The organism is Rhizobium sp. KNZ14-9A (assembly GCF_056755015.1).
Map to the genome: position 1 here is coordinate 161,595 of NZ_JBPGXB010000004.1, position 19,455 is coordinate 181,049.

Sequence of the window (19,455 nt, forward strand, 5' to 3'; positions counted from 1 at the left end):
GGGTCGGTGCATTGCCTCGCTCACCGGGAGTCGTGATGGCCTTGTCCCTGTCTTCGCAGCGAACCGTTACGCTAGGCGCAAATCAAGCAGCGGGTGCAATTTTTTCAGATTCGGAAGCGATTTCGCTTGCCAGGGATATTGGTTGGTGCCTTTCACAACGAGCTGCAGCTCGCCCATTTTCCTGGCCTCGATGGTCAGTTTGGCAAGTAGGTTTATGCCGGAGGAGTTGAGGAATTCGAGACCCGTCAAATTGAATGTTACTTGTTTGTGTCCTTCATGGAGCAGCCCCAGTACCATCGAATGAATGGGCGCGTAGGCGTCGGGTCCCGCCAGCCGAAATATACCATCGAAATATACCTCGGTGTTTTCTGCCCATACGCGGAAATTTTCGTCGCTGATTTCCATTTTTCGCTCACAGCTTGGAGGAGGGCGGCAACGCCACCAATGCAGTCGTCGTCAGTTTGACATGGTCGTCGTCGGCTTCTTCGAATGCCCATGCCATTTTTGCATCGTAATCGCTTAGGAGGGTGAGCAATCCCAGACCGGATCCGCTCCCTTCCGATATTGCATTGCTTTCGATCCGTTCGAGAAGAAGCTCGCCGGGTTCCCTCGACCGAAGCCGGTGCAGCAGCTGCTGAAGACGAGATGACGATGCGCTATCGATGCTGTTCGTTGTCCTCATGAAAAAACAATCGTCCGATATCCCGGCTTCGATAAGGATTTCTCCGGGCTGTCGAAATTTGACGGCATTTTCGATTAGCTCATTGCTGAGATATCCGATGTCGTGATGCGCTTGCGTGTACGCTTTCCTTGACTGAGAATACGGGAGAGCCATTACTTCTGCGATGAAGTCCGATGTCATCCCCGAATGCTTCCACCCGAGTTGAAGCGGTCCATCGCGCAATGTCAGACGCGTGCTTGCATCCAGGTTCTCATTTGCCAGAGATTCGATCCCATATAACGTTGGTGTCATGCGTCACCTATGTCTTATTGCGAGAAGTGTGATGTCGTCGTGGATCTTTTGTGACCCGATAAAATGCATTAATGCCGCAACGATTTCCGAGACGATTTTGTCGACACTTTCGTTCTTGAGGCGAAGTGCCTCAAGGCACAGACGGTCAATGCCAAACAGTTCTCCAGCGTCGTTTTCGGCTTCCGTCACGCCGTCTGTGTGGAGAAGAATGAGGTCGCCCTTCTCAAACGCTATCCTGCGCGTATTGATGAACGTGGAAATATCGGCCTGCAGTCCGATCGGTATTCCCAAATCCATCGTATCGATACGTTCGATCTCGCCGCTCGCCCGTATTACGATCACCTCTTCGTGCTGGCCAGACAGGATCATTTCTTTCCCGTCGTAGTCGAGGAATGCCAAAGTGAGGTGCTTGTCGATCTTGGTTCTCACGATGTTCTTGAAAAGAGCGCTATTCAGGTCAGTGAGAAATTTCACCGCATCGACATTGCCTGCCTCCTGCAGTGCGCGAGCGACCGACTGGACCATCAACATCAACACTCCGCTTTCGAGCCCGTGCCCGGCGACGTCGCCAATGCCGATTTTCAAACGATTGCCGCTTTTCAAGACATCGTAATAGTCGCCGCCGACCTCCTCGGCGGGTCTCATGTATGCCGCTATTTCCAGCGTCTGCAGTTCGTCAAGTTCCTGATGCAATGGCAGCACCATCAACTGGATTCTCTCGGCGACGGCCAGTTCTGTCCCAAGCCGTCGATTTTCGCGCTGAAGCTGCGCGTTCAACGTTGAGATCTCTTCCTTTGCATCTTCGATCTGGGCCGTTCGCTCTTCAACAAGTTGCTCGAGATTTTCCGTGTGGAAGCTGATCTCTTCCGCCATCCTGTTGAATGCTTCTCCGGCCTCGCCAACCTCGTCTTTGCTGGCGATGGCAACCCGTACCGAGTAGTCCTTCGTCTGGATCCTTCTCGCGGCATCTGCGAGGGCACTGATACCACTCGTTATTCGCTTTGAGGCGGCAAGCACCGCGAGGGTCACGATTGCCAGCGACATTGCGATTGCCAGGATCTGATAGAGTACGATGCGGTTCGTGGCTTCGGAAATCTTGGCTTGCGCCGCGTATAGGGAAGCATCGATTTCCCGCTCGGGTACAGCTAGCACGAGGGACATCGCCTCTTGACGGACCGGGCCGCTGGACCAGAGATTGGTCGGTGGCAGTTTCTTCACGATCACGATGTAGGGGACTTTTTGCCCGTCCCGTTCCAACAATAGGTGTTGGATGCCCTGTTCTCGGTCTAGCGCCATTTTTGCAATTTCGGGTTGGGAGCTTCCCTTCAACGACCGCTCCAGTCCGGTCACGCCTGTTCCGCTCGCATCGCTCGCGGATCGCAGGCCGAGAGTCTCTTCGCCTGTATGGTTGATCGCGACGACATTTCCGTCGGACATTGCGAGGAAGCCAAACCCGGATTGGGCCACTTTAACATTTTCAACAGTCTGCGCGAGTTGGTCGAGCGTGATGTCCGCGCCAGCCGTGCCGGCGACGTCCTTCCTGTCGGCTGTCCATAGAGGATGAAAGAAACTCACGATGAGTTTCCCGGTAATCGCATCGGTATATGGAGCTGTCTGAGTGATATCGTCTGCGACCGGCCGCGCATTCCGATTTGTGGCCCAGCTCTGCCAAGACTCGTAGAGCCCTGGAAAAAAGAAGTCCCAGAAATTTGCATCGTTGTGACCGGGATAAAGACGGTCGAAAGTCTGAGCCTGATCCGTATACGGTGCGGTTCTGAAAATTGGCCTTTCTTTCGGGCCAATGTAATACATCTGGAGCTTGGAAGAACCGTGTTGCAGCAAACTCGGCGCTACAATGTCCAGAACCGCGCTCGCCTGGATGTCGGCCTCGACGTCAGGTCTTGGACTATGGTCAGGCCTCAGCAGGTAGCCCCAAACGCTCACTACGGAGACAGAGCCCGGAATGTTTTGAGACCAGTTCCCCTTCTGGTCATAAGCGAGGCGGACGCTGTCGGGAGAGGTTCGAGCGATCGCCGCACCGACGTCTAAATTGCGCTCGGGATCATCGATTTGTGCCTGAAGCACGCCTGCCAGCGTGCCAACATCGTTGTGAACCTGCCGTAACAGCAAACTGACCTGGGCAGCGGTGGAATCGGCATATGTCCCGATGTATTCCTGGCTTGCTGCCTCGAGGCCTTGCCCGACCTCCAGCGTCGCGTCGCGTGACAGCCGTTGGACGTTCCAGAGTGCCAATCCTCCGCTCACCAGCAGATCAAAGAGGACTGCTCCGCCGACAACCAAAATGAACTTTGCGCGGAATGAACCCAGCTTGATCGGTCTTTTCGAAGATATCCTGTCCATCATAGCGGCTTTCGGCCGGACGCCGCCCAGATCGGCCAGCCCGCGTAACCCTTCGGATGAAGGGCCGCGAAAACGTGGTCTTTAAATCCCTGCCTGAACCTGCGAATGAACTCCGGTGTGTCCCCCCGTCGGACAGCCATCTGGCCCGCGTAGACGTTTTCCCAGGCTTCGATGATGTCGGCGAAGTCCTGAGGATCGCCGTCAAGGTTGGTTACCATGAAAGCATCGACCTTGATCGCGTCGAAGCCCGCGTCTGCGAGCAGGTGACGGCTTTTCGGCCCCATCTCGACGTCCATGTCGAAGTGCCTGAACAATTTGGCGACTTCTTCATACGTCCACTTGATCGTCTCCGCATGTGGCTCGCCCAGGCAATGCGAGTTTTTCTCGTTTGTAATGTAGACCCGGCCGCCGGGTTTGCAGATACGGTAGAGCTCGCGCAGCAGCATCTCGGGACGGTCGAAAATCTGGAGGGAATGCCGGCACGTTACAAAGTCGAATTGATTGTCCCGAAGCAGCATCTGGGACGCATCGCCATAGGTGTATTCGATTTCCTTCAAATCGAAGTCCGCAGCCACTCTACGAGCGTAGTCCAGGCTGCGCACCGAGTGGTCCAGAGCGACAAGGCGGGACGGCTTAAATTCCCGTTGAACCAAAGCTGCGAAATCACCAATCCCGCAGCAGATGTCCGCAACGACAAGACCACTCCGGAGACCGTGACGAGGCAATAGTTCTCTCTCGTGCCTCCATGTCATTTTAGTCTGAGTACGGAGAATGGGAATGAACTGCTCGTCTTCCACAAAGCTCTGACCCGGATAAAAGGCCGAGTCGTAAACTTCCACCGTCAGGTTGGGGTAGCGTTTGGCCAGCTTTTCAAAAACCGGAGCCGACCACGCCATCACGCTCGAGGTCACAATGACGATCTTCCGCTCCGGTCTCGTCCGGCAGCTTTCCATGAGGATATCGGCCAGGGCGGAAAAGGCCGTCATGTTGATATGCGTCAGACGTTTGACATTGAGGTAGACGACCCCGCTATACCTTTCCAGGCTTTGCTGCATCAGCGATAGGGCATCGGCGATTTCTGCGGCACCTTTTGGCCGTATCTTGCCAGACAAAACCAGCTCTTGGTTTGTCGGATCAAAACGAACTGCGAAGGATGCGTCGTGGCTCATTGAAAGTCCTCGGCCAAGGGGAAATCCGCGACGATCTTCGTGCTCTCCACACCGTCTGTCTCAATCCGGATCGCTGAGCGGAATATTGTCGCCAAATCTCCGAGCAGCGCCGTCGTATCGGCCGTGAACGCCTTCCCATCTCCTGCTTCTCCTGCCTCAGCCGCGAGGGGAGGCCGGAGCTCGATCAGGCTCGCACTTTTGTGACGACCACCGGACAGGTCCTGATAGGGGAGTTCAATCGTCAGGCGATTTGTTGTGGCGTTTCGATGGAGACTGAAACTCATCAAACCTGATTGACCCGACCAGCGGAAAGCAAGTTCAACGAGCTCGTTTGCCGCGACCGAAAGAAAATTCGAATATCGGGCGGGGTCGGTATGTCCTTGGCCGAGAATGTCGGAGAGATACTCGGTAATCCTGTCGCAAAATCTCCATTCGGATTTCACCAATGCGACATCCATTTCCAGCGACAACATGAGGGTGAATGCATGGCGATCGATGCTGGTTGCTATCTCTTCCAATACATCCTCCGTTGGTACATGGGTGGCGCATGCCATCTTTTAGAACACGTTGTAACGTTCGCACTCACAATTGCGTGGCGCGGCCTTGGGATGTGTTCGCATGATCGATAAATTCCCCAATCGTCGCGATCGGGAGCGGTCTGCTCACCAAATAGCCTTGTAGCCTGTCGCATCCCGCCTTGCGCAACCAGTCCGCCTGCTGTGCCGTCTCAACCCCTTCGGCGGTGACGCGCATGTGGAGGCCATGTGCAAGCTCAATGACACAGCGCACGATTGCCTGGCTTTTGAAATCGCTTTCGAGATCGGTAATAAAATATCGATCGATTTTTATCGTGTCGAAAGGGAATGTTTTCAGATAGCTGAGGGATGAATATTCTGTCCCGAAGTCGTCGAGGGCGATTTTGATGCCCAGCACGTTGAGAGTATTGAGGGTGTCGATGTTGTTGACAGTCCGCTCGAGCAGCACGCTCTCGGTTATTTCAAGCTCCAGGCGATCCGATGGAAATCCGACAAGATCCAGCGTTTGCGAAATCCGATCGGTAAGGCCGTTTGTCAGGAATTCAGCCGCCGACACATTGACGGCGACGATGTAGTTCTGTGGCCAGTTCATCGCTTCCCGACATGCCTGTTCCAAAACCCATGCGCCTATTTCCGGCATCAAGCCATCTGCTTCGGCCATCGGAATGAAGGTGCTTGGAGGAATACTTCCGAGCAGGGGGTGGTGCCATCTCAGAAGCGCTTCGAAGCCGACGATGGCACCGACCTCCGCGATCGGTTGATACTCCATTGAGAATTGGTGGTTTGCCAGGGCTATTCGAAGGCTCCGGCGCAGTAGCTCGCGCTGCTCCAGCAATTCAAGCATTGAAGGATCAAACGATTTTGCGCGACGGCGACCTTCTTTCTTCGCGGCGTAGAGTGCGACGTCAGACGCCTTCATGAGTTGCTCCGGACTGGCGCCGTCCGGTGGCGCACTTGACACGCCAACGCTGCTGCCGACAAACACCGCGATGCCGTCGATCATGAAGGGCTTTTGAAATGCCGCAACTAGGGCTTCCGCCAGTTGGTGACCCTTGGCCGGATGTCCCAGGCCCATGGAGATGACCATGAATTCGTCACCCGCGAGGCGATAAGCCCTGTCGTCTTCTGCAAGGCATCCTTGAATGCGGCTAGCAGCAAGCTGAAGAAGCTTGTCTCCGGCCGGATGACCCAACGTGTCGTTCACAGGCTTGAAGTCGTCGAGGTCAAGCTGCATCAGAGACAAGGTCTCGCCCGAGGCAGCTATTTGCGTCAACGACACAGCGAGATCCTCGCTAAACTGGCGTCGATTTGGCAAGCCCGTCAACGGATCGTGGGTTGCCAGATGCAATAGGGTTGCTCGTTCGTCGTCAAGGCGATCGCCCGATCGAACAACGGCGTACATATTTCCGATCTGAAAGATCGTCAGTCTTTGCGAACCAGGTTTCCTGATATTGATCGACAATCGCAAGGACTGGACGCCTTCGCCCATTGAGCGGAGTGCCTGCATGGTCGCCGATTTGTCCAGCTCTGGAAAATGCTCCCATAGCGACATCGCGGGCGCAAGCGCAGCGGGCAGTTCATCGCCCAGCAAGTTTTTGATCGGATTGAAATCGTGGTCGAAGAATAAGAGCCGATCGATCGGGCTCGGGGCATGTTCCTGTCTATCTTCAGGAGTCGCGCTTGTGGCACGAGCTTTACGCATGTCTGAGCTCTCCATGGTCGAGTTTCCCTGAGAACGATCACCGCAATTCAAAGCCGCCACAACTTAGGTATGCATTATCTAATTTAGATAGTCCGGATTAAAAATGTTCAAACCTCTTTTTCGCACAGGCAATTGCAACTTTCGGCTGGCGTGCTGATTGCTGGGCCTTCTCCTTATATAGCTAAAAGTGTGGGTCGCGGACTAGGTCGTGATGACGATTTAGCGTTTTGGAATTCGCGGTTTGACCAAATTGGATTCAAGACTGGCCATTCGAGGCGTGTCATGGATATCGACACACCCAGCGCTGACCGATGGTCTCGGATCGGACCTTTTTGCCCGGAGGGCGAAGGGAGCAGCGACGGCTACGCTCTAAACAATCGTCGCGTCGTCGATGCGTTGATCTGGATGGCCCGGTCAGGCACACGCGGCCGCGATTTGCCTGCGCAGTATGACGACCATCTGACGTCAAGCGGGCGCTATTACGGCTGGATCGAGATGGGTGTGCTGGAGATTCCCGGTTTCAGCACCAAGGCGCGGGCAAGATCACCGCAACGCCCACGCAGTTCGACGTCGAGGATATTGTGGGTCTTCGGGAGGAGGGGCTGTCGGACCTGGAGATTGCCGACGTTATTCACGGGGCTGCCTTCTTCAATTCGAACCGACTGATGCTCTCGCTCGGTGAGCCGACACCCGCGGACCGCTGACGTCCATCTCGAAGATTGAGGCGGGACCCGAAAGTTCCCGCCCGCTTCACATCTGTCTGATCTGACAGGTTCTGCTGGGCAAAGGCTGCGACAGTGACGATTAGCGAAGGCTCCCGACGATAAGACGCCTGCCGACGATCGCCAACAAAAGAACTCTTTTCCTGCATTGCCTTGAAAACGTCACGGTCGCCTTTTGTCTATTAAGCCGACAAATTTTTTGCCGCCTCGACCGCTGCAAGCCGGATCTATTTTTGCGTCAGCCAGGCCTTCACCTTGCGGCTGAAGGCATCCGATAGCCTCTGTGCGAGAGCATCCTCCGTCTGGGAAGACTGCGCGGCGTTGATCGCCATGGCTATGACGATACCGATTTCCCCGTCACCTCGAACTCCCTTGTCTTCGCCGCGAATGTTTTGAGCCTCAGCAATCAGTCGGCCCGTCTTTGCGTCCTCCAAGCGAACCGTTCCGGAGATATAGCTGTCATTGCCGGCAATGATGCGTCCGGCCTTACTGGAAACATCGACAATGTGCAGGGTGACAATCAGCCTGCTCGCGGTCTTGCCGCCCGGCACTCCCTTAACGTCACGGTTCAACGAATTATCGAGCGCGCGGACGACCGCTGGCAGCTGCGGATCGGGTCGCGTGCGATCGAAGCCGCCCATGCTGACGTCGGGGGCGGTTTCCACACGGATTTGCGTAACGGAGGTCTCCCGCAGCGCCGATACAAGCCTCGGATCCGTGGTAACGCACGAGGTTAGGAGGACAAAAAGAGGAAATACCGCGAAAAGCCGTGACAGGCGCATGATAACTCTCTGAGGACGTTGGAGTGATAAATCTAAAAAGGCAGCCAGCCGCTTTGCGGCCAGCGCTCGCAACTTGCTCATTTTTTGCCGAAAAATGAATTAGCTGTTGTAGAAACAATAGGTTGCCTGAAAATGGCAGAGCCTGCCTACATTGGAAAGAGACGGGTCAAGGGCAGCCTGCCGGTTTGAAAGAGGGAAAGACGTTGGTGTGAAGAATCAGCGTGTGGGTATGAATGCAACTTGAGGAATATTGCCTGACGCAGCTTCTTCAGGCGCCCCTCCGCCAGTGTCAACGTATGATTGTATGGGATGGTGAATGATCGTTTATCAATAGGCGATTCATTCTAGCAAAGATCGATTTTGCCGATAAACGGCAAAGAAGAGCCGGACAGTTGGCTCGAATGCTCGCGGATAAAACGGAAGAAACGATCGCGGTTGCCATCCGACGCACACTTGAGGAACGGTTTCGCTGCATACAAAGCGGATATTCGCAGGGCCACGTGCTTGAAGACCTCGCACCGCACCCGTTAAGCACGAGAACGTGATATCCCCGGACTGTGCGTCGACATCCCAGCTGCACAAACTCTGAAACCGGAATACTCCGTTTGGCGGCATCTCCTTGCACTTGTGCTCAGGTACGCTTGCCGTCCCGGCCCATCACGTCATATAGACGCCACCGGTAACGTTGATGCCCTGGCCGGTCATGAAGCGGGCGCTGTCAGAGCATAGGAAGACGACGACGTCGGCGACGTCCTCAGGTGTTTCGATGCGACCGAGCGGTGTTTGCCCGACATATTCGTTGAAAACCTGCTCCGGCGTGATGCTTCGCAAGGTGGCTTCCCACTCGATCTCGCGGCTCTGCATTCCAGTCTTGACGAAGCCAGGGCAAACAGCATTCACTCTGATCCCCTGGGGAGCAAGCTCGCGCGCCAGCGCCTGCGTCCAGCCGAGCACCGCAAACTTGCTCGCGGAATAGTGCGCGAGAAGCGGGGCGCCGACCTTGGCGGCCAGCGATGCAGTGTTGACGATGCAGCCGCGTCCCTGTTCCGAGAAATGACGCCCGGCGATCTGGTTGGTCAGGAATATGCCGCGAGTGTTCACATCGAAGTTGAAATCCCATTCCTCGTCGGTCAGTTCCAGCGCCTTCTGCATGGTCGAAACCCCGGCATTGGCGATCAGGATATCAATGCTGCCCAGTTTCTCCAGCGCGGTCGAAAAAGCCGCCTGAACCGACGCGCGCTTGCGCACATCGACCTCGAGGGCAATCGCGCCGTTTCCGATTTCCTGCGCCGCCTTTTCGGCAGATCGCACATCGATATCCGCAATGGCGATCGTTACGCCCTGCCGGGCGAGCGCCTTTGCGATGGCAAGACCGATGCCGGTACCGCCTCCGGTAAGGAAGGCACGGCACTCGCGTAGTTCTGGGAAACTCGGATGAGTCATGACTGCTCCTTATTATGCTGCACCACGATAAGAAACAAAATCGAACTTATCAAATGTTTTTTTTGTTTGCTTGCGTTCGTTTCTCTGTCTATGCTTTCGACATCTCACACCGGACGGGTTGTTTCGCCCGGAAAAGTCTGACGCCGCTAAAGGATCTGGAAATGGTTTTTGACTGCTTTGGAGCCCGCAAGAAAGTCGTGATCTCCATGGCCCATATAGGGGCGCTGCCGGGTTCTCCGCTCTATGATGCCGATGGCGGCGTCCAGAAACTGATCGATGGTGTAATGTCGGATGTGGAGAAGCTCCAGGCCGGCGGCGTGGACGCCATCATGTTCGGCAATGAAAATGACCGCCCGTATGTGTTCAAGGGCTCGCCGGAAGGCATCGCGGCCATGACGGCTATCGTGCAGGCGATCAAGCCGTCGCTGAAAGTACCGTTCGGCGTCAACTACCTGTGGGATCCGCTGGCCAGCGTCGCCATCGGGGCCGTCACCGGCGCAAGCTTCGTGCGCGAGATCTTCACGGGCCTGTTCGCCTCGGACATGGGATTGTGGCAGCCGGATTGCGCCAGCGCCGCGCGCCTGCGCGCCACTCTCGGCCGCAAGGACATGAAGATGCTGTTCAACATCAACGCGGAATTTGCCCATTCTCTCGACCAGCGCCCGATCGCTCTTCGCGCCCGGAGCGCCGTGTTCTCCTCGCTTGCCGATGCGATCCTCGTTTCGGGCCCGATTACCGGTCAGCCGGCCAATCAGTCGGACTTGCGCGATGTCTGCGACGTCATAAAGGACGTCCCGGTCTTCGCCAATACCGGCGTCAACATCGACAACGTCCGGGATATTCTCGGCATGGCGCAGGGTGTCGTCATCGGCACCCATTTCAAGGTCGACGGCAACACCTGGAATGCGGTTGACGCAAGTCGCGTCAAACGCTTCATGGACGTAGTCGAAACATTGCGCTGAGACGGAACCGCTTTATGACCGTTGTTCTTGGCCTGGATATCGGGACGACCTCGACCATCGGCATCCTGGTCGGGCTACCTGACCGCATATTGGCGACCGCTACCCGCCCGGTCACGCTTTCCTCCCCCACGCCGGATGGGCCGAGGAGGACCCGGCCGAATGGTGGGCCAATGTGCGCGCCATCGTGACGGAACTCCTGAACGCGAGCGGCATCGAAGCGTCCGAGGTCAAGGCCGTCGGTGTCACCGGCATGTTGCCGGCTGTGGTGCTGCTTGACGGCGAGGGTACCGTGCTGCGTCCGAGCATCCAGCAGAGCGATGGCCGCTGCGGGGCGGAGGTTGCCGAACTTCGGCAGGAATGGAACGAGCCCGATTTTCTCAAGCGGGCCGGCAATGGCATCAACCAGCAACTCGTCACGGCCAAGCTGCGCTGGATCGAGCGGCACGAGCCGGAAGTCTTCTCCCGCATTGCCACTGTGTTCGGCTCCTACGACTACATCAACTATCGCCTGACAGGCAGCCGGGCCATGGAGCAGAACTGGGCGCTCGAAGCAGGTTTCGTGGATATTTCGACGGGCCTTGTCGACGAGGACCTGATCCGCCTTGCCCATGTCAGGCCCGACGTCCTTCCGCCCAAGCGGGCTTCGCACGAGATCATGGGCTTGATCGATGCCCGCGGCGCGAGCGAGACTGGCCTGGCGGCCGGCACGCCAGTCGTCGGCGGCGCGGCGGACATGATCGCCTCGGCGCTCGGGGCAGGTGTCATTGATGCGGGCGACGTGCTCCTGAAATTCGGCGGAGCGGTCGACATTCTCACAGCAACTGATCTCGTCAAGCCCGATCCGCGCCTGTTTCTGGACTACCATCTCGTGCCGGGCCTGTTCATGCCGAATGGCTGCATGTCGACTGGCGGTTCGGCCCTCAACTGGTTCGTCGAGACATTTGCCGGAGGCGAGCGGGAAGCGGCGCGGGCCGCGGGGCGAAGCCTTCATCAGCATCTTGATGTCCTGGCTTCTGCCAAACCTGCAGGCGCGGACGGGCTGACCATTCTGCCATATCTGCTCGGGGAGAAGACCCCAATACATCATCCCGCAGCGCGCGGCGTCATTGAGGGGCTCACGCTTTCGCACGATATCGGCCATCTCTGGCGAGCCCTCCTGGAGGCCTATGCCTATGCGATCCGCCACCATATCGAGGTTCTGGTCGATATGGGCCACCATCTCAGGCGCTTCCTCGTGTCGGACGGCGGATCGCAGAGCACCATCTGGATGCAGATCGTGGCTGACGTGCTGAATGCGCCGGTACAGCGTCTGTCCGGTCATCCTGGCTCCTGCATCGGGGCGGCATGGACGGCAGCGATCGGCGTCGGCCTTGAAAACGACTGGCGGGGCGTGACCCGCTTCGTCACCTTCTCCGAAGTCCTGCAGCCGCAGGCCGAGAACGTTGCTTCATACCGGGAGGGTTACCTCCGCTACCGTGACCTCTACGAACGGCTCGCGCCGCGCTGGAGAGCCGGCTCGTGAGTGATGCCGGCTTTCTGGCCGTTGCGTGGGATATCGACGGAACGCTGGTCGATAGCGAACCGTTGCACCATCGCGCGCTGGTGGCGGCATCGCAGGGTTTCGGCGTCGACCTGTCCGATCTTCCGGATATGGCGTTTCGCGGCGTCCACATGGGCGACGTCTGGAAGCTGTTGCAGTCCCGCCTGCCGCAAGGGCTCGCAGAACAGGAATGGCTGGACGCGATCAATTGCCACTATATTGAAAACCGGCACAGCCTGCAGGCCGTGCCAGGAGCGGTCGAAACCATCCGGATGCTCGCCGATATCGGCATTCCGCAAGTATGCGTTTCCAATTCCTGCAGGCCCATCGTCGACGCCAATCTCGATGCCATGGGCATTTCCTCCTGCATCCGTTTTTCGATCAGCCTCGATGATGTAGCGGAGGGCAAACCCTCGCCCATGCCGTATCGCAACGCGGCAGAACGCCTGGGGTTTTCTCCTGCATCGATCGTGGCTGTCGAAGACAGTCTCACCGGTCTCGTCTCCGCCAGGGCCGCAGGTCTCTATGCTGTGCTCTTCACCATGCAGAAGGGCGGTCTCGAGGAAGAGGACACGGACCGGCGGCCGGATCTGACGATCGACGTGCTGGCCGGGGTCGCAGCCCTCTTTTCGATAGGCAATGCAATCAGCCATACGTGTTAGGCGAAATGTGCAGCCTGTACTTCCGCACAGAGGTGATCATAATCGTCTGTGCATGGCGTGTTTGATTCGAACATGCTTTGTTTGAAACGCTTTCCCTTTCGGCTAAGCTAGCTTTTATCTTCGTCGCAACAGACATTGGCGACAAACGAAAGACAAGAGGCAGATGGCGAGGGACCAGTCGGCGTTGAAAACGAATGAACGGCCCAAATTCCTGGCGCAGGTCAGGCAGGCCGCAATTGTCGAAGCGATCGGCCGCTTCGGCTCAGTGACCGTAAGCGATCTGGCCCAGCAGCTCTCGGTGTCGGAAATGACCGTCCGCCGCGATCTCGTAGAACTCGAAAAGGACGGCAAGCTTATTCGCACCCATGGCGGCGCGGTGAAGCCAGATCGTGCGCCGGCGATGCCGGTCAGCGAAAGTGCCGACAGCGAAGAGCCAGCCTTCGAAACCCGCCTTGTTCGAAATGAAAACCTGAAGAAGCGGATTGCTTCTGCCGCCGTCGATCTTGCCGCGGGCGCTCGCAGCATCGCGCTCGACGTTGGAACGACCACCTATTTCGTATCGGAAACCCTGGCGGTACGTCCGCATACGAAGATCTTCACCAACAGCATTCGCAGCGCCGCACATCTGGCCGGAAGAGGAGCGGAGATCTATCTCGCCGGCGGTCGAATCCGCGGCGAGGAAATGTCCACGGGCGGTTCTTCCGCCGTGAACCAGTTCGAATCCCTGTGGTTCGACGTGGCCTTCGTCGGTGTTTCCGGCCTGACGCCAGAGGGGATCTTCGACTATTCGTTCGAAGAAACGGACATGAAGCGTATCTATCTTTCACGAGCGTCCCGGCGTGTGGTGTTGTGCGATTCAACCAAATTCAACAACATGTCTCTGGTCTATGTGGCCGCGTTGACGGAGTTCAATACGCTTATCTGTGACGAAATGCCGACGGGTGACCTCTACAAGGCGCTGACCAACGCAAACGTGGAAATTATCGTCGCCAATTGACCGGGCCAGTTCCGCATATCCACGAAGCAGTGTCCCTAAATCCGGATCACGATTGCTTTCTGAGAACGTGCTTGTCCTTTGAAGACGTGAATGCGCGTTGCATGCATTGAGCATGCGAACGATAATCCGTTGGAAATTCCCCCGGAGTGAGGGGGCAGGTTGCTATTTGTTGTTTTTTGTTAGAGATTGTTCCTTATTCGTGAATTGAGCCCCTGTGGCTCATTTCCGATGGGCAAAAGTCTCCGGACAGAAGAAACGGTGCGCGCGATCATGTTCACTTCCTTGAAAGGCATTTATCCCGATCCGTCGGCCGGGGCGCGGCTGCCCTCGTTGATCGCCGATATCGGCCGTCACAGCGGCGAGTTTCCGGTCCTGCTTGCCAACCATCTTCCCATGGTGCTCGAAGCTATGGGACGGCTCGGCGCTTCACCCGCGCGGCTGGAGGAATATGCGGAGCATTACACGCGCATTCATGCCGTTCCCTTGCCGGCGGCGGCGGTCAGGCAGCTCGATGCCTCGAACTGGGAAACGGTGCTGGGGCAGCGCGAACATGAGGGCGACCTGCGGCGCTTCTTCCTGGGGGTCGTTGCCGAGATAGGCGGGCACGCAGCCATCCGGCGCTACCTGCCACGCCTCTTTCCCGGCGTTGCCGCTTCCGCCACCCATGGATTGATGAGGCTCGCCTATGCGGTGCTTCGCAGCGACGATACCGAGATTGCCGTCGCGCTCGGCTACTGGGCGGCCACCTACCTGTCTTACGACGCCATTCCGGCCGATCGCCGGCGTGACGCCATCGATCCGGTCTCTCTTTTGCTCGACATGCATGCCGATCCGCGGCTTCGCAATATCGACGCGCCGACCTATCTGCTCTGGAAATGGATCGAGGCCATGGGCAAGGTGCCGGCGTTTCAGGAGCGGCTCGGGCGTTTGGCGCCGTTGCCGGATCTGCTGGGCAGGATGCGTCCCGCATCCCTTGCGCTGTTTGCGGCGACAATGAGTTTCGAGGCCCTGCATGCCGTCACCGGCTGCCATTGGCTGCGGCTCGTCAGTCCCCATCTGGATGAGCCGCAACGCCTCGCCATGCATTTCTGGGAAGTCGTCATGGCGCTCTATACCAAGATTGACATGCCGGCGTTGCCCTCGCCGGAGGTTCTCGACCAATGGCGGACTGTGCCGGTGCCGCCGGATGAGATCATTGCCGCCGCTGCCGTCGCCTCAAATGACGAACACGACCATTCGCTGGTGTTTTCGGCATTCGAGGAGTTTCGCGATACCGGCGATCGGCTCTACAAGGTCGTCGCCGCGCGCCGCATGGGGCTGATCGATTTCGATGCGCATGCCCTTCAGGGGTAAGTCACGGGCTGAACGTCGGGCATATTCTTAGCGCCCTGAGGACAGATGACGGGCCGGCGCCTCAGGCAGCGCCGCCGTCGAAGCAATATTCCGGCTGGAAATGGATCTTGTCGTAGTCGTCGAGCGATCGGTAGAAATGCTCGATATCGGCCTTGAAAAGGCCGCGACAGATGCCGGAAACGAGCTTCGGCACGCCAGATTTCAGTCCGGTGATGCCGTTGCATACAGGCCCAAGACTCGGGACCGCCGCATTGTTGAAGACATGGATGTTGGCGAGCATCGGCAAAGAGCCAGGCGTCTTCTCGAGGAATTCGAAAGCCGGGCCCAGATAGGGATAGGCCAGGAGATCGCGGTCATCCTCTCCCTCGTTCGGGATGAAGCGGTCCTCCCATGTCGCAACCGAACCGATCAGGTTGGAAAGCTCCGGCCGGCATGAAAGATCGACGCGATAGCCCGTACCGAGCAGGAGGTGATCGAACCGAAAATCGCCGGCGGCTGTTCCTATGCAAATCTTCTCGCCCTCCATGGCGACCGACCGCACAGAGGCGCCCGTCACCAGCCGGCACGCCTCATGTGCCATGGCGCGGTTGAACATCTCGTTGGTCGGCGGTGTTTTGAAGGCAAACATCCGCCGGGCAAATCTGTAGCGGCTGTGATCATCGAGATCGGCGAAATGGTTGAGAAAGCCGGGGAAATTCGACCAATCAAGCAGTTCCGTGCGAGGCAGGACAGTCGAGCGCGCCAGAACCGTCACGGATTCAGCGCCAGCCTCGAGAGCTGCGACCGCCCAGTCGAAGCTGGATGCGGCTGCACCGAGCACGCCGATCCGTTTGCCGACAAAGAAGCCGGCATCGATCTCGTCACCGCTATGGGTCCAGTGCTGACGTGGAAGGTTTTCACGAATTGCGTCCGGCACGTTCAGGCTGCCGGCCCCTTCGAGGCCGGTGGCCAGCACGACCTTGCGGCAGGAAAGCTCTCCTAGCACCCCTTCTCGTTCCACAAGGAGGCGCAGATGCCCTTCATCGGGCTCGATCCGGATCAGTTTTGTATCGTTGCAAACATTCAGCGCAAGGACCGATCTGAACCAGCCGAGATATGCCATCCAGTCGATCCGATCGATCTTGTCCAGCGTCTCCCAATGTTGCGACCCATATGTGGCCTCATGCCAGGCCCGATAGGTCAATGACGGAATTCCGAGATCCGGCCCGGTGAGGGTCTTGGGCGAACGCAATGTGCGCATGCGCGCCGTTGTGATCCAGGGTCCTTCGCGGCCCTCCGGTGCAGCATCAATGAGGAGTATGCGCTGGACGCCCTGCCGCTTCAGCCCAAAGGCAACCGACAGGCCAGAGAGACCTGCTCCCACGATGACGACATCTGATATCGCCTCGCCGGATGTGCGGCGTCGTTCCGGCACCCACTCGCGCAGGCCTACTTCTATCGTTGTGAGGTCGCGCGCAACCTGCGCTTCAAGTGCGGCGACGGCTGCGGCACCATATGCGGGGCGGTGTGGGGCTGAAACATCCATTGGCGATGGCTGCATGGCGACATTTCTCCAGGAAACGACACCAAGGTATCGAGAGGGGGAAAGTTGTAAAGTGTTTGATTGTGTTGTTTTCATTTTTTTCGCACACGCACTCTTCTTCGCAACACAAACGGTGGCTCCCTACTGAGAACGAAACGGGGAAATATAGAGTGGAAAAATATCTCTGTAAAAACAATAGGATGAAAAATTAGACGCTACTGCCTTAAAATAAATCAGATCGCGGCTACGCATTGATCATCCTGCAAAAGGATTAATCAGAGAGATAGACTTCGGTATGTTTTTTGTGATGGATGTGAATTTTTGTTTGACTTGAGTGCGGTCATAGCTAACCTGCCTTCATCCGGTTCAAAAACAGAAGGGGTTGGCGATCCATGATGAAACTATCCTCACCATGCATGACCATTAAAGCAGGCAGGCTGGCGGTATCGGTGCTCGCGCTCATGGCTTCTGCTGCCTATGCCGAGGCAAAGTCGCTCGATGGCGTAACGCTGACGATCGCCTCCATGAACGACGGCTTCGCGAACGTCCTTCAGGCGCTCGCCCCCGCTTTCAAGGAGGAGACGGGCGCGGACGTCAAGGTCGAGATCATGGACTATGGCACGCTGCTGACCAAGACGACCGCCGACTTCATTGGCGACACCAAGGGCTACGACCTCGTCACCATGGACATCGTTTGGGCCGGCGCCTATGCGGAGAACAAGTATACGGTTGACCTGACCGACAGGGTAAAGCGCGACGCGGCGGAACTCGATCTCGACGATATCTATCCGGTGATCCTTGAATCCCTCGGGCAATATGACGGCAAATATGTTGCCTATCCGCTTGCGGCCTATGCCAACGTTCTGGCCTATCGCAAGGACTTGTTGGAAGCCGCCGGCCTGAAGCCGCCGGCGAACATGGAAGAACTTGTCCAGGACGCCCTGAAACTCAACGACCCGTCCAAGAAGCAGTATGGCTTTGTCGCCAATGGCCAGAAGGGGCCCGCGGTCGCGCAAGACTGGATGCAGTATAACAATCAGCTTGGCGGCTCCATTCTCAACAAGGATGGCCAACCGGCGCTGAACTCCGAAGCCAATATCAAGAGCCTCGAGGTTTACAAGCAGCTCTTCACGGAGGCCGCACCTCCCGGCGCAATCGAATATGACTGGGGCGGTCGCGAAGAAAGTTTCCGTCAGGGGCTTGCAGCCTTCATGCAGACATGGTCCGTCGGTGCGACGTCCTATTCCGATCCGAAGGTCTCCAACGTGGTCGGCAAGGTTGGTATTTCGGTCGCTCCGGTCGCAACGGGCATGACGCCGCAATACGGCGTCGGCGGCTGGGGCCTGTCGATCAATGCCGACATCGACGCCTCCAAGCAGGACGCTGCCTGGACCTTTATCAAGTGGATCAGCAGCAAGAAGGTCCACAAGGAATTCAATATGCTCGGGGCAGGTGGCTTCATCCGCAAGAGCGAGCTCGATGACCCTGATCTCAACGCGAAATTCGACTTCCTGCCGGTTCTCAAGGAAACTTATGAGCACGGCAATGGCGAATTCCGCCCGCGCATTCCCCAGTATCCGGAAATCCAGGATCTGCTTGGCACTGCCGTGAACTCGGCGCTCTCTGGCTCGGTTACGCCGAAGGATGCGCTGGACAAAGCGCAGGCGGCAGCCGAAAAACTGTTCTGACAGACTTTGACGCCCGCCATCCGGGAGAAAAGGGTGGCGGGCCGACCTTCAATGCAACCTGAGTAAAGTTGCGACCTACATGACAGGCGCTGGCTGTTCCCGCGACAGCCTGCCGAATTTAGAGTGGAGCGTTGGACCTGTGCGTTACAGCTTCTCAGACCGTCGCAGGTTTTTCCTGTTCTTCATGGCCGCGCCGGCCGTCATATATGTCGCAGCCGTAGGATTGTGGCCACTTGGACAGGGCATCTGGTACAGCTTCTATAAATACCATCTTCTGCGCCCGGCCCGCACCCAGTTCGTTGGCCTCCAGAACTACTTCGACATCTTCTCGGATCCGTCGGCCCGCAAGGCCATTCTCAATACCTTTCAGTTCACGATCTTCAGTGTCGGGTTGCAGCTGGTTTTCGGCTTCTGCCTTGCACTGCTGCTGTGGCGCGACAGTCGCTTCAATCGCATCGTCCTTGCCTTCCTGCTCATTCCCGCCACGATCACCCCGCTTGTGGTCGGCCTGATCTTCAAGGCGTTGCTCGGTGCGGACTACGGTATGATCGGCTACTTCCTGTCAGAGGCCGGGATCGGGCCGCGCAGCGGGCTGCTGACGGACGGCGGCACGGCGCTCTGGGTGCTGATCTTTATCGATTGCTGGGAATGGACGCCCCTGATGGCGCTGATCCTGCTCGCGGGATTGAAAGCGCTGCCGGCAGACGTGCTGGAGGCGGGGCTGGTTGATGGCGCAACTGCCTGGCAGCGCTTTCGGATGCTTATCCTGCCGCTGATGCTGCCATCGGTCTTCCTGGCGCTCACGCTGAGAAGCATGGACGCCTTCCGCGTGTTCGATTCCGTCTTCGTCACGACCGGGGGTGGACCCGACGATGCTACGAACACGTTGATGATGCTCGGCGTCAAGGAAGGGCTGCAATTCTTCAATGTCGGCTATGCGTCGGCGGTCGGCAACGTCACACTGCTGTTTATAGCGCTGATGGCGACCGCGCTGATGCTGGTGGTGCGCCGCGCCGATGTCCGGATCAATGGGAAGTAATGCG

At 57.5% G+C, this 19,455-nt stretch carries 15 protein-coding genes and 3 pseudogenes; 9 read left to right on the top strand and 9 right to left on the bottom strand.

Going from position 1 to position 19,455, the window contains the following annotated elements; all coding sequences use genetic code 11:
• Nucleotides 1-66 precede the first annotated feature (66 nt).
• The 6 genes from ACR9ZQ_RS31215 to ACR9ZQ_RS31240 all read right to left on the bottom strand — a co-directional run bounded on the left by ACR9ZQ_RS31215 (nucleotide 67) and on the right by ACR9ZQ_RS31240 (nucleotide 6,741).
• The gene (locus tag ACR9ZQ_RS31215) at nucleotides 67-405 is read right to left on the bottom strand and encodes a slr1659 superfamily regulator (RefSeq protein WP_007814738.1); all 339 of its coding nucleotides are present in this window, start codon (nucleotides 403-405) and stop codon (nucleotides 67-69) included.
• Nucleotides 406-412: 7 nt separating this feature from the next.
• Entirely contained in the window at nucleotides 413-973 is a 561-nt protein-coding gene (locus ACR9ZQ_RS31220) for a slr1658 superfamily regulator (protein ID WP_439018350.1), read from the bottom strand.
• Between the two features lie 3 nt (nucleotides 974-976).
• Nucleotides 977-3,337 carry a SpoIIE family protein phosphatase gene (locus ACR9ZQ_RS31225; RefSeq protein WP_481429566.1) on the bottom strand — a complete coding sequence of 787 codons (2,361 nt, stop codon included), beginning with the start codon at nucleotides 3,335-3,337 and terminating at the stop codon, nucleotides 977-979.
• The gene (locus ACR9ZQ_RS31230; RefSeq protein ID WP_310381510.1) at nucleotides 3,334-4,503 is read right to left on the bottom strand and encodes a methyltransferase domain-containing protein; all 1,170 of its coding nucleotides are present in this window, start codon (nucleotides 4,501-4,503) and stop codon (nucleotides 3,334-3,336) included. Before ACR9ZQ_RS31230 ends, ACR9ZQ_RS31225 begins: the two co-directional genes overlap by 4 nt.
• On the bottom strand, nucleotides 4,500-5,021 hold the full coding sequence (locus ACR9ZQ_RS31235; RefSeq protein ID WP_310381512.1) for a hypothetical protein: 522 nt from the start codon (nucleotides 5,019-5,021) through the stop codon (nucleotides 4,500-4,502). Before ACR9ZQ_RS31235 ends, ACR9ZQ_RS31230 begins: the two co-directional genes overlap by 4 nt.
• Before the next feature lie 64 nt (nucleotides 5,022-5,085).
• Nucleotides 5,086-6,741: a putative bifunctional diguanylate cyclase/phosphodiesterase gene (locus tag ACR9ZQ_RS31240; protein WP_481429567.1), complete on the bottom strand. Its 1,656-nt coding sequence runs from the start codon at nucleotides 6,739-6,741 to the stop codon at nucleotides 5,086-5,088.
• Between the two features lie 282 nt (nucleotides 6,742-7,023).
• On the opposite strand from ACR9ZQ_RS31240, the pseudogene ACR9ZQ_RS31245 reads away from it, so the two are divergent.
• Both ACR9ZQ_RS31245 and ACR9ZQ_RS31250 read left to right on the top strand, forming a co-directional pair.
• Nucleotides 7,024-7,191 (top strand): annotated as a pseudogene (locus tag ACR9ZQ_RS31245) (IS5/IS1182 family transposase); the annotation flags it as partial.
• A gap of 92 nt (nucleotides 7,192-7,283) precedes the next feature.
• Nucleotides 7,284-7,445, top strand: a pseudogene (locus ACR9ZQ_RS31250) (alkylhydroperoxidase domain protein); the annotation flags it as partial.
• 245 nt (nucleotides 7,446-7,690) lie between these two features.
• Here ACR9ZQ_RS31250 and ACR9ZQ_RS31255 read toward each other — a convergent pair.
• Both ACR9ZQ_RS31255 and ACR9ZQ_RS31260 read right to left on the bottom strand, forming a co-directional pair.
• Nucleotides 7,691-8,245 (bottom strand): hypothetical protein, encoded by a 555-nt coding sequence (locus ACR9ZQ_RS31255; RefSeq protein WP_481430954.1) that lies wholly within the window; start codon nucleotides 8,243-8,245, stop codon nucleotides 7,691-7,693.
• Nucleotides 8,246-8,902: 657 nt separating this feature from the next.
• Complete coding sequence (locus tag ACR9ZQ_RS31260; protein WP_481429568.1) at nucleotides 8,903-9,688, bottom strand: SDR family NAD(P)-dependent oxidoreductase; 786 nt, start codon at nucleotides 9,686-9,688, stop codon at nucleotides 8,903-8,905.
• 161 nt (nucleotides 9,689-9,849) lie between these two features.
• Between ACR9ZQ_RS31260 and ACR9ZQ_RS31265 the strand changes: the two genes are divergently transcribed.
• The 5 genes and pseudogenes from ACR9ZQ_RS31265 (at nucleotide 9,850) to ACR9ZQ_RS31285 (ending at nucleotide 15,202) form a co-directional block, all read left to right on the top strand.
• Nucleotides 9,850-10,650, top strand: a complete 801-nt coding sequence (locus tag ACR9ZQ_RS31265) for a BtpA family protein (RefSeq protein ID WP_310381519.1) — start codon at nucleotides 9,850-9,852, stop codon at nucleotides 10,648-10,650.
• Nucleotides 10,651-10,664: 14 nt separating this feature from the next.
• Nucleotides 10,665-12,172 (top strand): annotated as a pseudogene (locus tag ACR9ZQ_RS31270) (FGGY-family carbohydrate kinase).
• Nucleotides 12,169-12,852: an HAD family hydrolase gene (locus ACR9ZQ_RS31275; RefSeq protein ID WP_481429569.1), complete on the top strand. Its 684-nt coding sequence runs from the start codon at nucleotides 12,169-12,171 to the stop codon at nucleotides 12,850-12,852. Before ACR9ZQ_RS31270 ends, ACR9ZQ_RS31275 begins: the two are co-directional and overlap by 4 nt.
• A gap of 163 nt (nucleotides 12,853-13,015) precedes the next feature.
• Nucleotides 13,016-13,849 carry a DeoR/GlpR family DNA-binding transcription regulator gene (locus ACR9ZQ_RS31280; RefSeq protein ID WP_481429570.1) on the top strand — a complete coding sequence of 278 codons (834 nt, stop codon included), beginning with the start codon at nucleotides 13,016-13,018 and terminating at the stop codon, nucleotides 13,847-13,849.
• Nucleotides 13,850-14,119: 270 nt separating this feature from the next.
• Nucleotides 14,120-15,202, top strand: coding sequence for a questin oxidase family protein (locus tag ACR9ZQ_RS31285; RefSeq protein ID WP_481429571.1), 1,083 nt, complete (start codon nucleotides 14,120-14,122; stop codon nucleotides 15,200-15,202).
• 61 nt (nucleotides 15,203-15,263) lie between these two features.
• Here the strand turns inward: ACR9ZQ_RS31285 and ACR9ZQ_RS31290 are convergent, their stop codons facing one another.
• Nucleotides 15,264-16,742 carry an FAD-dependent oxidoreductase gene (locus tag ACR9ZQ_RS31290; protein WP_481429572.1) on the bottom strand — a complete coding sequence of 493 codons (1,479 nt, stop codon included), beginning with the start codon at nucleotides 16,740-16,742 and terminating at the stop codon, nucleotides 15,264-15,266.
• Between the two features lie 374 nt (nucleotides 16,743-17,116).
• Between ACR9ZQ_RS31290 and ACR9ZQ_RS31295 the strand changes: the two genes are divergently transcribed.
• Together ACR9ZQ_RS31295 and ACR9ZQ_RS31300 are read left to right on the top strand one after the other, a co-directional pair.
• Nucleotides 17,117-18,412, top strand: coding sequence for an ABC transporter substrate-binding protein (locus ACR9ZQ_RS31295; protein WP_310381532.1), 1,296 nt, complete (start codon nucleotides 17,117-17,119; stop codon nucleotides 18,410-18,412).
• Between the two features lie 139 nt (nucleotides 18,413-18,551).
• On the top strand, nucleotides 18,552-19,451 hold the full coding sequence (locus ACR9ZQ_RS31300; protein ID WP_310381534.1) for a carbohydrate ABC transporter permease: 900 nt from the start codon (nucleotides 18,552-18,554) through the stop codon (nucleotides 19,449-19,451).
• The last annotated feature ends 4 nt before the right edge of the window (nucleotides 19,452-19,455 follow it).

What these genes read in the sequence shown, in the direction of transcription:
- ACR9ZQ_RS31215 (WP_007814738.1), bottom strand. Translation starts at nt 405, where the DNA reads ATGGAAATCAGCGACGAAAATTTCCGCGTATGGGCAGAAAACACCGAG.
- ACR9ZQ_RS31220 (WP_439018350.1), bottom strand. Translation starts at nt 973, where the DNA reads ATGACACCAACGTTATATGGGATCGAATCTCTGGCAAATGAGAACCTG.
- ACR9ZQ_RS31225 (WP_481429566.1), bottom strand. Translation starts at nt 3,337, where the DNA reads ATGATGGACAGGATATCTTCGAAAAGACCGATCAAGCTGGGTTCATTC.
- ACR9ZQ_RS31230 (WP_310381510.1), bottom strand. Translation starts at nt 4,503, where the DNA reads ATGAGCCACGACGCATCCTTCGCAGTTCGTTTTGATCCGACAAACCAA.
- ACR9ZQ_RS31240 (WP_481429567.1), bottom strand. Translation starts at nt 6,741, where the DNA reads ATGCGTAAAGCTCGTGCCACAAGCGCGACTCCTGAAGATAGACAGGAA.
- ACR9ZQ_RS31255 (WP_481430954.1), bottom strand. Translation starts at nt 8,245, where the DNA reads ATGCGCCTGTCACGGCTTTTCGCGGTATTTCCTCTTTTTGTCCTCCTA.
- ACR9ZQ_RS31260 (WP_481429568.1), bottom strand. Translation starts at nt 9,688, where the DNA reads ATGACTCATCCGAGTTTCCCAGAACTACGCGAGTGCCGTGCCTTCCTT.
- ACR9ZQ_RS31265 (WP_310381519.1), top strand. Translation starts at nt 9,850, where the DNA reads ATGGTTTTTGACTGCTTTGGAGCCCGCAAGAAAGTCGTGATCTCCATG.
- ACR9ZQ_RS31280 (WP_481429570.1), top strand. Translation starts at nt 13,016, where the DNA reads ATGGCGAGGGACCAGTCGGCGTTGAAAACGAATGAACGGCCCAAATTC.
- ACR9ZQ_RS31285 (WP_481429571.1), top strand. Translation starts at nt 14,120, where the DNA reads ATGTTCACTTCCTTGAAAGGCATTTATCCCGATCCGTCGGCCGGGGCG.
- ACR9ZQ_RS31290 (WP_481429572.1), bottom strand. Translation starts at nt 16,742, where the DNA reads ATGCAGCCATCGCCAATGGATGTTTCAGCCCCACACCGCCCCGCATAT.
- ACR9ZQ_RS31295 (WP_310381532.1), top strand. Translation starts at nt 17,117, where the DNA reads ATGATGAAACTATCCTCACCATGCATGACCATTAAAGCAGGCAGGCTG.